General features: G+C 63.5%; 12 protein-coding genes. 6 read left to right on the top strand and 6 right to left on the bottom strand.

The window, feature by feature from the left end; translation table 11 throughout:
• Positions 1-1,548 (bottom strand): DUF4153 domain-containing protein, encoded by a 1,548-nt coding sequence (locus tag ACSQ3L_RS04725; RefSeq protein WP_436158889.1) that lies wholly within the window; start codon positions 1,546-1,548, stop codon positions 1-3.
• A 430-nt stretch (positions 1,549-1,978) separates the two neighbouring features.
• Between ACSQ3L_RS04725 and ACSQ3L_RS04720 the strand changes: the two genes are divergently transcribed.
• Complete coding sequence (locus ACSQ3L_RS04720) at positions 1,979-2,854, top strand: HpcH/HpaI aldolase/citrate lyase family protein (protein WP_436158888.1); 876 nt, start codon at positions 1,979-1,981, stop codon at positions 2,852-2,854.
• A 48-nt stretch (positions 2,855-2,902) separates the two neighbouring features.
• Positions 2,903-3,109 carry a DUF1737 domain-containing protein gene (locus ACSQ3L_RS04715; protein ID WP_436158887.1) on the top strand — a complete coding sequence of 69 codons (207 nt, stop codon included), beginning with the start codon at positions 2,903-2,905 and terminating at the stop codon, positions 3,107-3,109.
• On the opposite strand, the gene ACSQ3L_RS04710 is transcribed toward ACSQ3L_RS04715, so the two are convergent.
• Positions 3,096-3,782 (bottom strand): hypothetical protein, encoded by a 687-nt coding sequence (locus ACSQ3L_RS04710; RefSeq protein ID WP_436158886.1) that lies wholly within the window; start codon positions 3,780-3,782, stop codon positions 3,096-3,098. The genes ACSQ3L_RS04715 and ACSQ3L_RS04710 overlap by 14 nt on opposite strands.
• Positions 3,783-3,951: 169 nt before the next feature.
• On the opposite strand from ACSQ3L_RS04710, the gene ACSQ3L_RS04705 reads away from it, so the two are divergent.
• Entirely contained in the window at positions 3,952-4,635 is a 684-nt protein-coding gene (locus ACSQ3L_RS04705; RefSeq protein ID WP_436158885.1) for a TetR/AcrR family transcriptional regulator, read from the top strand.
• A 101-nt stretch (positions 4,636-4,736) separates the two neighbouring features.
• On the opposite strand, the gene ACSQ3L_RS04700 is transcribed toward ACSQ3L_RS04705, so the two are convergent.
• The 4 genes from ACSQ3L_RS04700 to ACSQ3L_RS04685 form a co-directional block, all read right to left on the bottom strand.
• The gene (locus tag ACSQ3L_RS04700) at positions 4,737-5,018 is read right to left on the bottom strand and encodes a helix-turn-helix domain-containing protein (RefSeq protein ID WP_436158884.1); all 282 of its coding nucleotides are present in this window, start codon (positions 5,016-5,018) and stop codon (positions 4,737-4,739) included.
• A gap of 13 nt (positions 5,019-5,031) precedes the next feature.
• Positions 5,032-5,352 carry a type II toxin-antitoxin system RelE/ParE family toxin gene (locus tag ACSQ3L_RS04695; RefSeq protein ID WP_436158883.1) on the bottom strand — a complete coding sequence of 107 codons (321 nt, stop codon included), beginning with the start codon at positions 5,350-5,352 and terminating at the stop codon, positions 5,032-5,034.
• Between the two features lie 181 nt (positions 5,353-5,533).
• Positions 5,534-5,959, bottom strand: a complete 426-nt coding sequence (locus tag ACSQ3L_RS04690) for a hypothetical protein (RefSeq protein WP_436158882.1) — start codon at positions 5,957-5,959, stop codon at positions 5,534-5,536.
• 7 nt (positions 5,960-5,966) lie between these two features.
• Entirely contained in the window at positions 5,967-6,389 is a 423-nt protein-coding gene (locus tag ACSQ3L_RS04685) for a metallopeptidase family protein (protein WP_436158881.1), read from the bottom strand.
• A gap of 182 nt (positions 6,390-6,571) precedes the next feature.
• Between ACSQ3L_RS04685 and ACSQ3L_RS04680 the strand changes: the two genes are divergently transcribed.
• From ACSQ3L_RS04680 to ACSQ3L_RS04670, 3 genes are read left to right on the top strand one after another with little or no spacing between them, the layout of a single operon-like run.
• Positions 6,572-7,615: an ImuA family protein gene (locus ACSQ3L_RS04680; RefSeq protein WP_436158880.1), complete on the top strand. Its 1,044-nt coding sequence runs from the start codon at positions 6,572-6,574 to the stop codon at positions 7,613-7,615.
• Entirely contained in the window at positions 7,557-9,035 is a 1,479-nt protein-coding gene (locus tag ACSQ3L_RS04675) for a DUF6504 family protein (protein WP_436158879.1), read from the top strand. Before ACSQ3L_RS04680 ends, ACSQ3L_RS04675 begins: the two co-directional genes overlap by 59 nt.
• Positions 9,032-12,385, top strand: coding sequence for an error-prone DNA polymerase (locus ACSQ3L_RS04670; RefSeq protein ID WP_436158878.1), 3,354 nt, complete (start codon positions 9,032-9,034; stop codon positions 12,383-12,385). Before ACSQ3L_RS04675 ends, ACSQ3L_RS04670 begins: the two co-directional genes overlap by 4 nt.
• The last annotated feature ends 336 nt before the right edge of the window (positions 12,386-12,721 follow it).

Below are 12,721 nucleotides of genomic sequence, written 5' to 3'. Positions count from 1 at the left end.
TCAGCGGCCCGGCATGGAGGGTCTGGTAGCAGAGGGAATCACGAACGGCCCTCTGGTGTCGAGATATCCTAGCAGCCGCCAGTCGCGAAAACTCCAGGCCCGCCAGTTCTGCTGGAGCGTGTGATACCAGCCTTCGTCGCTGCCGCGCCGCCCTGCCAGTTCACGAACAACCGGATTGTTGGCGGCAGCCGTCCGGTTCTGATGATCGAGGAAGCGATCAAGTGCGGGAAACGCGCCCGGGCCGAGCGAGCGCAGATACCAGGCGTCGAGGGAAATGCCTTGGCCGGTCATTTCGAGGGAATGGTCGACATTGTAATTGGCGATCAGCGCGGCAAAATTGATGAAACAGCCGGCATAAAGCGTTAGAGATAACGTCAGAAGATTGGCGGACAGCAGCCATTCGTTGGATTTTCCCAGCGCGATGCGGGCGATGATCAGGGCAAGACCCGATACCACGAGCCCCATCCAGACGAAGGCGGCGACGCGCCAGTATGTCAGCGCATAGATGCCGATATAGAGGTCGAGCCGCAGGATGGACGAGACAACCAGCATGATGTTCTGCGCCACCCAGGCATAGACCAACCAGCGGATGAGCGGATCGGCCGAGGTCTCGCTGCCGGGCCGCAGCGCCGCCAGCACGAAGCCGGCGGCAAGCAGCGCGGTGACAACAAGCGGATAGGCGCCGCGATGCGCATAGGCGGCGTAGCTCAGCCCGTCGGGGAGCGCCATCCCGCCCCACAGATAGGTGGCGTCGAGCACCGTCTGCAGCGCAAACAGCATGTTGAAGACGATCAGCGCGCGCAGGATGGCGGCCTTGCCGAACAGGATGTCTTCGATTGTGGTGATGGTTTTGTCGGCTTGGGCGCTGATATCCGCCGGCGCCGCGCGCGGGATGCGGCGAACCAGGCGCGGCAGGCGTGGCCGCAGAAAAGCCCAGACGCCGGCGAGCACGAACAGCCAGAAGGCAATCCGCGCCAGTTGGATAAGATCGAGCAGTTTCAGGAGATCGATCAGCGACAGCCAGTAGTCGATGACCGGATTTGCGGCGCCGAACAGCGCCAGGAAGACCGCGCCCAGTGTCAGCGGCATCACCCAGACGGCAATGGCGGCCAGGCGAATGCGGCGCCGGCCGAATCGCCGTGCCGTCTTGCGCCAGCGGATGAAATCACTGGCGAAGCGGAACGGCGCCGCCAGCCCGAACAACGCGATCTGGCCGGCAATGCGGGCGAGGCTGTGCCGCAGCCGCCCGCTCAGCGAAAGCGCGAAAACGACCAGCGCCGCCAGCGCGATCGACACCGACAGGGCGCTGACATTTTCCGCCAGCGGCAGCAGCGCGAGAAGCAGGGCGATCGGCTTGAGCCAGACCCTGCCGTCGCTGAAGGCGGCAGGGTGCACGGCAACGACCGCGGCGGCAATCAGGAGGGCGAACAGCAAAACCGTGATGCCAGCGGGCTGGCCATAGAACAGAAAATCCGCAAGTGCTGCCAGCACGATGGCGACACCGATACGGCTGCAATAGCTCGGCGCGGCAGTGAAGAACGATGTCATGACCTGATCTTCCTGATGGCGCCCAGACGGATTGCCGGCGGGCTCTTGCGGACAAAGGGAATGAGGGTTGCGGCGGGACACGCCCGCGGCGGATCGACCAGCCACCAGCCTTCGCTGCGCAGCCGATGAGGCAGGGACCAATAGGGTTTTGCTCGCTTTTGCATGCCGCTTGTTTGTCAGACAGGCGGGGAAAGGGTGGGGCGGATGCGAGGAGGTTTTCCGCAAGCGCGTGCAGTTTTCGTGCAGGGGCGGGAAGAGGGCGCCGAGCGTCTACCTCCCCCTTGTGGGGAGGTCGGACCGAAGGTCCGGGTGGGGGTCCGGCGCTGACCCCCACCCCGCTGCTTCGCAGCGACCCTCCCCACAAGGGGGAGGGTGGGCGTACAGCTCTCCGGCGCTTGCCTCACCCGCCCGCACGCGGCATAGATCACCCATGGAAACCTATCGCCCGCGCCGCTCCGTGCTCTACATCCCGGCCTCCAACGACAAGGCGCTGGCCAAGATCGCGCAGCTGGCCTGCGACGCAATTATCATCGACCTCGAGGATGCCGTCGCCCCGGCCGACAAGATCACTGCCCGCGAAAAACTGGCCAGCATTTTCGCCAACCGCCCCAACGAACGCTGCGAGATGGTCGTGCGCATCAATGCGCTGGCCAGCGACTGGGGCGCCCACGACCTGCTGGCTGCCGCAAGCTGCGAGCCCGACGGCATCCTGTTGCCCAAGGTCGACACGCCGCGCGACCTACTCGAGGCCGGCGACGTGCTTGACGACAATTTTACCCCCGACAACGTGAAACTATGGGCGATGATCGAGACGCCCAAGGCGCTGCTCAACATCGGCGCCATCGCCGAGCTTGGTCGCGACCCGGCCTCTCGGCTGGCTTGTTTCGTTGCCGGAACGAACGATCTGGTCAAGGAGACCGGCATTCTAGCGACGCCGGACCGGCGCTACCTCGTGCCATGGCTGATGCAGATGGTGCTGGCCGCGCGCGCCGGCGGCATCGACATGCTCGACGGCGTCTCCAACGATTTTCGCGACCTCGACGCTTTCGCCCATGAATGCACGGAGGCGGCGGCCATGGGGTTCGACGGCAAGAGTCTCATCCACCCGGCCCAGATCGAAGCCGCGAACCGCGCCTTCGCACCGTCCCCGGAAGCCATAGCCGAGGCACGGCAAGTGAAAGATGCCTTCGCGCTCGCCGAGAATGCCGGCAAAAGCGTGATTGCGCTGAACGGCAAGATGGTCGAGCGGCTGCACCTGGCGCAGGCCGAAAAACTGCTGGCGAAGGCAGCCGCGATCGGCGCATGATATCAACTCTGTGCTCGCGGCTATGGGCACTCACGACAGGACTGAAAAATGAAACTCTACCGCTTCCTGACCGGCCCGGACGATGCCAGCTTCTGCCACAAGGTGACGGCGGCGCTGAACAAGGGCTGGCACCTGTTCGGCTCGCCGACCTACGCCTACGACAAGAAAGCCAAGACGATGTGCTGCGGCCAGGCCATCGTGAAGGATATCGACGGTCAGGAATACGGGCCGGACACCAAGCTCAGCGACTGGTAGTCGGCGCTCGCATCCACAGCCACCCGGCCAGCCAGGCGATCGCTGCCGCAAGCGTCACCAGGCCCAAGTCAAGAGCCAACTCCGGCACGAACGCACGCAGCGCGATAGGCACCGCGCCAATGAAATAGAGAGCGAGCGGAATGCGCGGTACGCCTCTTGCAACGACAAGAGAGATTACAAACGCCAGTGTCCCAAGCAGAAAAAGAACCGAACTGAGGACCAGAGCCAGTCCGAGGGGACCCGCGCGCAGATCGATGATGGTTGTCAGCGGAAGTTTCGAAAATACGAGATTGATCACCACTTCCACACCAACCAAACTTGCCAATGCAACGAAATTGATGACAAACGCGATCGTGCCGAACAGGCCCGCGCGCCGGCCAAACCCAAGAAACAGGCCGACGACAAGACCAAGCGCCAATATCTCGGCGACCGGCGCGAGAAGTTGCGTCAGATCGGTGGTCGCGATGAGCGAGCTGCGTTTGGCCGCGTTGACCAGAAGAACAAGCGCGCTTCCCACCCCGGCAATGGCGGCGAGCCGATAGAGCGTAACGCTGGCCACAGCCGCGCTCGACTGGACAGTCGTGGAATTCTCCTCGTGCTGAGGTTCTTTGGCGGGACTCCGAAGCGAAATGAGTGATCGCGGACGGCGGGGTTCGGCGGTTGTGGCGAGCATGTTCGTCTCCTCATCTGGGAAAACGGGGAGCCGCGAAGACCGCAGGCCTGTTCCGATCCCATCTGTAATCATCGCTTACATGCCCTTGCCTGCATTGTAAACGGTGATTACATAAATCGCGGATCGTGCTATAGACGCGTGAAGCAGATCCACCGACGAAGGAAAAGGGATGGCAAAAGCCAAGACGCCTCGCCGCACCAGCTACCACCATGGCAATTTGCGGGACGCGCTGATCGATGCTGCAATTCAACTTGTCGAGGAAGGCGGCGCCGACAATGTGAGCGTGCGCGAAGCCGCGAAGCGGGCCGGCGTTTCCCCCGGCGCGCCCTTTCGGCATTTTCAGTCGAAAACAGCGCTGCTGACCGCGGTCGCCGAACAGGCCATGAACCGGCTGACGGAGGCCGTTGCCAATGCCCTTTCAGAAGTCGACAGCGCGGACCCCATGGTGGCCTTCGAGGCAATCGGACAAGGCTATCTGGAATGGGCGATCGCCAACCCCACGCATTTTCAGATCATCAGTTCCCGAACGCTGATTGATTTCGACGGATCGGACAGTCTTCGGGGACAGAATGAAGCCATTCGCCGGAAGATGATCGACCTGCTGACCCAAGCGCAACAACAGGGCCGGCTGGCTGCGAACGCGGACTTCGATCATCTGGCTCTCGGCGCGCGCGCATTTGTCTATGGGTTGGCACGAATGGTGGTTGATGGTCATTTTCCGCAGTGGCATCCGTCCGAGCCGCCATCGCTCGCCGTACAGAAGGCGTTGCATCTTTTCATCAGCCGGATGACCAACCTATCCGAAACGAGATCCCAGAAATCCTTGCCGCTGAGTTCTGGACCGACTGGATAGGAATGGACATTTCACGCGACGCAGGAAGCAGGTGCAAAATGCCTACCTGCGGCAAGTGGCTCAATGCTCGCGGACAGTAGCACCGCAAACCCCACCACTGATCAGGCGGCCTCGGCAATATCGAGGCGCACTGTAAGTCCGGCCTGTGCGGCAAGGTTGATCAACGTATCTAGGCTGAAATTCGCGATCCTGCCCCGGAGGAGGTCGCTAAGGCGCGGCTGCGTGATTCCGAGCCGCTCGGCTGCTTCGGCCTGGGTAACGTTCCAGCTCCGCACCCGCTGTTCAATCGCGATCAGCAAGTTGGAGCGCATGGTCATATTGGCGGCCTCGGCCGGAGTATCTTCCAGCGCGTCCCAGACATTTTCAAAGCTCTGACGTTCCATTGTCGCGCCTCTGCTAGATTTGCTTGAACCGCGATGCGGCAAGCTCCAAGTCTCGTTTCGCCGTCTGCTGCGTCTTCTTTTGGAAGGCGTGCAGTACATAGACGGCGTCCCCTATGCTCGCGACGTAAAGCACCCGGAACGCTCCGGCGTCGTCCCGGACGCGGATTTCTCGCACGCCAGGGCCTACTGTCGTCATCGGCTTCCAGTCGCTTGGCTCAAGTCCGAGTTGCACCTTATGCAACTGAACCCCTGTTTCCTTGCGCGCCGCCTCTGGAAAATCCCGGAGCTGGGCAAGAGAATCTCCAAGAAACTCTAGGCGCTTCGTCACGGGCATCGACCCGTCTTATATCAAAACCTGTATAATTAAGCAAGGCGGTGACCGCCACCACCGGCCGCGCGTGATCGGCTCGCCGACCTTATGCCAGCGACAAGAAAGCCGCGCTGCTGCGGCAGGCCGTGGTCAAGGATATCGACGGTCAGGAATAAGGACCGCGCTTGGTCGAGCAGCTAACCGGCTACGCCAGATTTTCCCAGGCGGCTCTGATTTCGTTGAACCGTGCGTCTGCGCGGCCCTCGACATCATCGCAACTGAAATAGAGGATCGATAGCGCTGCAAGGAGACCGGGATAGCCGGAGACGGAATCCATTCTCGTAAGGATTTCAGGAACCGGCAACCGCTTGCGTTCAATCATGGAGATCGCGCATTCAGCTGCCATAGGTGCCATCGGGTGGTCGAATTCGGATAGCCAGAAATCGACCAGGGCAACGAGAGTGGCCGGTTCGACGGCAGCACTTGCGGGCAGATGGCAAAGCTCACTAAGTGCGAGGAAAGCGGCATTCGGCGAAATCCCGATGGCGGTTGCGATCAGTTCCCGGCTTTGTGAAATGTCGTGGTATGGCCAATTGCAATCGATCAGGTCGGCAAATTCTGCTTCCGTCATCTGAGTGCTACTCCGCCGCCTCTTCGATCTTTTCCATATCATCGTCGGACAGGCCGAAATGGTGGCCGATCTCGTGGATCAGCACGTGGGTGACGATGTCGCCCAGCGTCTCTTCGTTCTCGGCCCAGTAGTCGAGTATGGCGCGGCGGTAGAGCGTGATGCGGTTCGGGCCTTCGCCGGTCTGCGGGTTCCAGCGCTCGGCAATGCCGCGCCCCTCGAACAGGCCGAGCAGGTCGAACGGCGTTTCCAGCGACAGATCGTCCATGATCTCATCGGTCGGGAACTCGGCGATCTGGATAACGATCTCGCCGGTTAGCTTGCGAAAATCCTCTGGCAAATGCGCATAGGCCTCCAACGCCAGGAACTCCATTTCGTCCATCGACGGCGAAAGTTCGTCGTGCCAGGTGCGGGTCTTGTAGATGCGGGCCATGCTTTGTCCTTTGATCCCGGCATATAGGCTTTCGTGCCGGAATCGGCAAATGAACGGGCTGATGCATCTGCATCATCCAGACGGAGAGGAATAAATTCCCCATGACTCCGCTTGACTCTTCCGGTCCCCTCTGGAATCTATAGGAACATAACAGGAACAATTGTGAGTGGAAGCTGACCGTCATGGCGATGACCGCCGTGGCGCGGGAGACTGTTTTTGCCCTGCGCCGCCAGATCGCGAAAATCGAGGGAACGCTGCCCGAGCGCTTGGCTGCGCCGGCAGCCGCGCCCCTTGACGCTGATGTCGGCACCGATATCACAATCGTCCGGCGCGGCATTGCGGCGGCGTTGCCGGATGCTTTCCTGCCCATCGGCGTCGAGCGCCTCGATGCCGCCCTGAGCGGCGGTCTGCCGAAGGCAGCCTTGAGCGAAATCCATGGCACGGAAACCCGCGATGCCGGGGCCGTCGCCGGCTTCGCTTTGTCGCTCATCAGCCTGATCCTCAAGCAAACGCCGGGGTTGCCGGTGCTGTGGATCGGCACATCGGAGATTTTCCGCGAGGCCGGCTTTCCCTATGCCAGGGGGCTTCATGCCGCGTTCGGCATCGAGCCGGAGCAATTGCTGTTTTCCGAGGCGCCAAAGCTTGTCGATGCGCTGTGGGTCGCCGAGGAGGCGGCCCGGATGACGGCGCTCGCCGCCGTTATCCTGGAAATTCGCGGCAATCCGCAGCGGCTGGACCTGACCGCGACACGTCGCCTGCATGCAAGGGCGCAAGCGGGCGGCCGGCCGGTGTTCCTGCTGCGGCAGGCGGCCGAGCCCGAACCGACGGCCGCACCTGTTCGCCTGATTGTCGCGTCGGCGCCGGCGGTGCCGCGCGACACCATCGCCGGACCGCTTGCCGGCTCGATCGGCCGCCCGGCCTTCACCCTCACCATCGGCAAGAGCCGCACGGCCTTGCCTGGACAATTCACACTGGAGTGGAACCCCGATGAACGCGCATTCGACGAAAGAGCGGGCGACGAAAGAAGGGGAGAGGGGAGACGGAAAGAACGGGCAAAGAATCCTGTCTCTGTGGTTTCCCTATCTGGCGGTGGAAAGGATCCTGCGGCAGCGGCTGGGGCGGTCCTGGCGTTCCCGGCCGTCGGATCACCCATCTTACCCACCGCTCGTGATCAGCCATCACGACCGCAACGCGCAGCGCATCTCAGCCCTCGACGAGCGGGCTGAGGCGCTGCACTTGAAGCGCGACATGGGCATTGCCGACGCGCGCGCCATGCATCCGTCGATCGACATCGTCGAGGCCGATCCGGAGGCCGACCGCCGCCTGCTCGAAGGCCTTGCCGACTGGTGCGATCGCTACACCCCGCTGGTGGCGCTGGACGGGGCGGACGGCCTGTTTCTCGACGTCACCGGCTGCACCCATCTGTTCGGCGGCGAACGCGCCATGTTCGATGACATCCTGTCGCGCTTCTTCCACCAGGGTTTCGATGTTCGCGCCGGGCTTGCCGCGACGCCGGGCGCGGCCTGGGCGGCGGCACGCTTTTGCGGCGACCGCATCGTCGAGGGCGGCGAGGAGGAAGCGCTGCTGGCCCCCCTGCCGCTCGCCGCACTGCGCATCGAGCCGGCGACCCGCACCAGCCTGGAAAGCGTCGGCCTGCGCACGGCGGGCGCCGTCATGGCCGCACCGCGCGCGCCGCTCGCCCGCCGTTTCGGCGCCCTGCTGCTGCTGCGCCTCGACCAGGCGCTTGGCCGGCTCGACGAGGCGGTGTCGCCGCGCCTTCCCATCGCGCCGCTTTCGGTCGAACGCCACCTCGCCGAGCCCATCACCCTGACCGAGGACATCGAAAGGCTGGTGGGCATGCTGGCGGCGACCTTGAAGGCCGATCTCGAGCGCCGCGGCGAGGGCGCCAGGACGCTGGCGCTGCTGCTCTTCCGCGTCGACGGCGCCGTCAGCCGCATCGCACTCGGCACCTCGCGGCCGATGCGCGAACCCATGCTGATCCAGAAACTGTTCCATGAAAGGCTGGCCGCGCTCGAACAGGATATCGATGCCGGCTATGGTTTCGATCTGGTGCGGCTCTCGGTGCTGGCGGCAGCCACCTTCGACATGCAGCAAGCTGATCTGACTGGTGAAACGATCGACGACGGCGCCGATATCGCACTGTTCGCCGACCGCATCCGCGCCCGGCTCGGCGAGGGCGCGGTGCTGCAGCCGGTTACGGTCGAAAGCCATCTGCCGGAACGTGCCGTCGCCACCATCCCCTTCACCGAGGCGCCGCGCCGCACCACGCCGCCGAAGAAGCCGGACAGGCTGCAGGCGCCAAAAACCATTTTTCCACCGGAACGGCCGATCCGGCTGTTCCGCTCGCCCGAACCCATTGATGTGCCGGCGACCGAAATGCCGGAAGGGCCGCCGCTGAACTTCCGCTGGCGGCGCGCGCTCTACCGCGTCACACGGGCCGAAGGGCCGGAACGCATCGCCGCCGAATGGTGGCGGGAAGCGCCAAGCGACGAGGCGGCATCGACGCGCGACTATTTCCGCATCGAGGATGCCGACGGCCGCCGCTACTGGCTCTACCGGCAAGGCCTCTACGGCGGCGCCTCGCAGGTCCCGCCGCGCTGGTTCCTGCATGGGGTCTTCGCATGAACGCGCTGACCGTCATTCCCTATGCCGAGTTCGGCATCCAGTCGAATTTCTCCTTCCTGCGCGGCGCCTCCAAGCCGGAGGAGCTGGTGGTCGCGGCCAAGCTCCTGGGCTTCTCCGCGATCGGACTTGCCGACCGCAACACGGTGGCTGGCGTGGTGCGCGCCTGGCAGCAGGCCAAGGTCGAAAAGCTTTCCTATCATCCCGGCTGCCGGCTGGTTTTCGGCGACGGCACCCCTGACATTCTCGCCTATCCCCAGGACCGCAAGGGCTGGGGGCATCTCTGCCGCATGCTCACCCAAGCCAATCTGCGCGACGAAAACGAAAAGGGCGCCACTCTTCTCCAGCGCAGCGACCTGCTCGAATGGGGGGATCTGATGTCGCTGGCGGTTCTGCCTGATTTGTCGGCGGGGCCGCAAGACAGTCTCACTTTGCTGCGAGACCTCAAGGATCGTTTCGGCAAGAACCTGCGGCTTGGCGTTTCGCCCGATTATGCCGGCAATGACCGTTTCCGGATCGAACAGGCGGCGGCTTTTGCCGAGAATGCCGGCATCCCGCTGATGGCGACCAACGACGTTCTCTATCACACCGCCGAACGGCGCCCGCTGCAGGACGTGCTGACCGCGATCCGCCTCAACACGCCGGTCGCCGAGGTCGGGCTGCAGCTGGCGGCCAATGCCGAGCGCCATCTGAAGCCGCCAATGGAGATGGCGCGCCTGTTTCGCCGGCATCCGCAGGCGCTGGCCGAGACCTTGCGGTTTGCGCAGGAGCTGACTTTTTCGCTGAGCGACCTCCAGTACAACTACCCCGACGAGCCGACGGAATCGGGCCTCGGGCCGCAGGCCGAGCTGGAACGGCTGGCGCGGGAAGGAGCGGCCGAGCGTTATCCGGCGGGTGTGCCGGCTTCGGTGACCAAGCGCATCGCGGAGGAGCTGGCTCTGATCGAACGCTTGAACTACGCCCGTTATTTTCTCACCGTCTACGATATCGTCAAATTCGCCCGCAGCCAGGACATTCTCTGCCAGGGGCGCGGTTCGGCCGCCAATTCGATCGTCTGTTTCTGCATCGGCATCACCGAAGTCGGGCCAGACAGGATCGACACGCTTTTCGAGCGCTTCATTTCCGAGGAGAGGAACGAACCGCCCGATATCGACGTCGATTTCGAGCATGAAAAGCGCGAAACCGTCATCCAGTACATCTACACGAAATATAGCGCCAAGCGCACCGCGCTGGCCGCCGCCGTCATCAGCTATCGCGGCCGCTCGGCGTTGCGCGAAGTTTCCAAGGCGATGGGCCTGTCGGAAGACGTCAGAGGGTCATTGTCGGGTTCCATCTGGGGCTGGTCGACCTCGGAGCTCGGCGAGAAGGAAGCCCGCGCCGGCGGCCTCGACCGGAGCGATCCGGTGTCGCGGCATGTGATGGAACGCGCCAACGAGATCATGGGCTTTCCCCGTCATCTGTCGCAGCATGTCGGCGGCTTCGTCATCACCAGGGACCGGCTCGACGAGATCGTGCCCATCGTCAAGACGGCGATGGAGGAGCGCAAGATGGTCGAATGGGACAAGGACGATCTCGACGCGGTGAAGATACTGAAGGTGGATGTGCTGGCGCTCGGCATGCTGACCTGCCTGAAGCGCGCCTTCACTTTGCTTAAAGATCATTACCCCGATGCACGGGATAAATATGGCCGGCCCTATGTGCTGGCCACGCTGCCGCCCGAGGATCCCCGTGTCTATGACATGATCTGCCGCGCCGACACGCTCGGCGTTTTCCAGATCGAATCCCGCGCCCAGATGTCGATGCTGCCACGCCTTCAGCCGCGCACCTTCTATGATCTCGTCATCGAGGTGGCGATCGTGCGGCCGGGTCCGATCCAGGGCGACATGGTCCATCCCTATCTGCGCCGCCGGCAAGGCAAGGAGCAGGCCGAATATCCCAAGCCGGAGCTGAAGGAGATTCTCGGCAAGACGCTGGGCGTGCCGCTGTTCCAGGAACAAGCGATGAAGATCGCCATCGTCGCCGGCGGCTTCAGGCCGGGCGAGGCCGATGAACTGCGTCGCGCCATGGCCACCTTCAAGCGCACCGGCACCATCGGCAATTATCGCCAGCGCATGATCGACGGCATGGTCGGCAAAGGCTACACGAAGGACTTCGCCGAGCGCTGCTTCAAGCAGATCGAAGGCTTTGGCGAATACGGCTTTCCCGAAAGCCACGCCGCTTCCTTCGCCCTGCTCGTCTATGCCTCTTGCTGGTTCAAGACCTTCTATCCCGACGTGTTCTGCGCCGCGATCCTGAATTCGCAGCCGATGGGGTTTTATCAGCCGGCCCAACTTGTCCGCGACGCGCGCGACCATGGCGTCGACATCCGTGACGTCGACGTCAATTTCTCGGTCTGGGACTGCACGCTGGAGAAGGCTCCATTCGATCCGGCCCACATCCTCGCGCGCCATGCCGAGATGCGCGGCGTCATCGAGACGGATCACGCGCTGCGGCTCGGCTTCAGGCAGATCAAGGGCCTATCGGAAGAGCGCATGGAGGCTTTCGTCGAGCGGCGCGGCTCAGGCTACGCCTCCGTCAGGGATGTCTGGCTGCGCTCCGGTCTCGATGTCGGCGAGATCGAGAGGCTGGCACAGGCCGACGCCTTCCGTTCGCTTGGCCTTGATCGTCGCGAAGCCTTGTGGGCGGTGCGCGCGCTCGACGGCAAGAGCGCCGCCGAAAGGTTGCCGCTGTTCGACCAGCCGGCGCTTCGCCTGCGCGAACTGGAGCCCGAGACGAAGCTGCCCAAAATGCCGCTCGGCGAGCACGTCATCCACGACTACCGCTCGCTCGGCCTGTCGCTGAAGGCGCATCCGGTCGCCTTCCTGCGCGAGCGGCTCGACCGCGCCGGCGTCACCCCCAATGCGAACCTGCCTTTCGTGCGCGATGGCAGGCGGGTCTCGGTAGCCGGCCTCGTGCTGGTGCGGCAGCGCCCCGGCAAGGGCAACGCCATCTTCCTGACGCTGGAGGATGACAAGGCCGTCGCCAATGTCATTTTCTGGCAAAGAACCTTCGACCGTTACCGGCCCATTGTCATGGGTGCCCGGTTCGTTCAGGTCACCGGGAAATTGCAGTCGGAATCGGGTGTGGTCCACATCGTCGCCGAGAAGATCGAGGATCTGACGCCCTGGCTGACCGTGCTTCTGGAGAAGGTCAGCGAGGCCAGTCTGCCAGGCGTCGGTTCTCCGAGAGACCTCGCCGAGGAGCGTTCGGATCGCTCCAGCCCCGCCAAACAAATCGCTCCGATCCGGCAGGATTTAGGAACGCTGTCGGAAGAAGCGGAGAGCGTCATGCCCAAGGGCCGGAATTTTCAGTAGGCAAGGCCCCACGCGCTTTCGTCATCCACGGGCGGAGCAGGAGCGAAGCGACGTCGCGGAGACCCGAGGACCTGCGACGCGACATCTCCGCGACCAGCGGTGCAAAACCTTTATGCTGGCGGGACAGCGCCCCCCTCTGTCCTGCCGGACATCTCCCCCTCAAGGGGGGAGATTAATCTCTCAGCCGGTTTCGCCAATCTTCATCGCCGCAGAGCGGGCGGGAGCGCTCAAGCTGCCGATCTCCCCCCTTGAGGGGGAGATGCCCGGCAGGGCAGAGAGGGGCGCTGTCCCGCCAGCCTCTGGCCAACTTCTGCACTGCGGCAGTGCTCGAAACTC

Origin of the sequence: Mesorhizobium sp. LjRoot246 (assembly GCF_964254115.1) — a bacterium.
In the GTDB taxonomy this organism is placed as follows: Bacteria; Pseudomonadota; Alphaproteobacteria; order Rhizobiales; family Rhizobiaceae; genus Mesorhizobium.
This window is presented reverse-complemented; position numbering and strand designations above follow the sequence as displayed.

Excerpts from the sequence above, each read along its gene's own strand:
- ACSQ3L_RS04725 (WP_436158889.1), bottom strand. The coding sequence starts at position 1,548 with ATGACATCGTTCTTCACTGCCGCGCCGAGCTATTGCAGCCGTATCGGT.
- ACSQ3L_RS04720 (WP_436158888.1), top strand. The coding sequence starts at position 1,979 with ATGGAAACCTATCGCCCGCGCCGCTCCGTGCTCTACATCCCGGCCTCC.
- ACSQ3L_RS04715 (WP_436158887.1), top strand. The coding sequence starts at position 2,903 with ATGAAACTCTACCGCTTCCTGACCGGCCCGGACGATGCCAGCTTCTGC.
- ACSQ3L_RS04710 (WP_436158886.1), bottom strand. The coding sequence starts at position 3,782 with ATGCTCGCCACAACCGCCGAACCCCGCCGTCCGCGATCACTCATTTCG.
- ACSQ3L_RS04705 (WP_436158885.1), top strand. The coding sequence starts at position 3,952 with ATGGCAAAAGCCAAGACGCCTCGCCGCACCAGCTACCACCATGGCAAT.
- ACSQ3L_RS04700 (WP_436158884.1), bottom strand. The coding sequence starts at position 5,018 with ATGGAACGTCAGAGCTTTGAAAATGTCTGGGACGCGCTGGAAGATACT.
- ACSQ3L_RS04695 (WP_436158883.1), bottom strand. The coding sequence starts at position 5,352 with ATGCCCGTGACGAAGCGCCTAGAGTTTCTTGGAGATTCTCTTGCCCAG.
- ACSQ3L_RS04690 (WP_436158882.1), bottom strand. The coding sequence starts at position 5,959 with ATGACGGAAGCAGAATTTGCCGACCTGATCGATTGCAATTGGCCATAC.
- ACSQ3L_RS04685 (WP_436158881.1), bottom strand. The coding sequence starts at position 6,389 with ATGGCCCGCATCTACAAGACCCGCACCTGGCACGACGAACTTTCGCCG.
- ACSQ3L_RS04680 (WP_436158880.1), top strand. The coding sequence starts at position 6,572 with ATGGCGATGACCGCCGTGGCGCGGGAGACTGTTTTTGCCCTGCGCCGC.
- ACSQ3L_RS04670 (WP_436158878.1), top strand. The coding sequence starts at position 9,032 with ATGAACGCGCTGACCGTCATTCCCTATGCCGAGTTCGGCATCCAGTCG.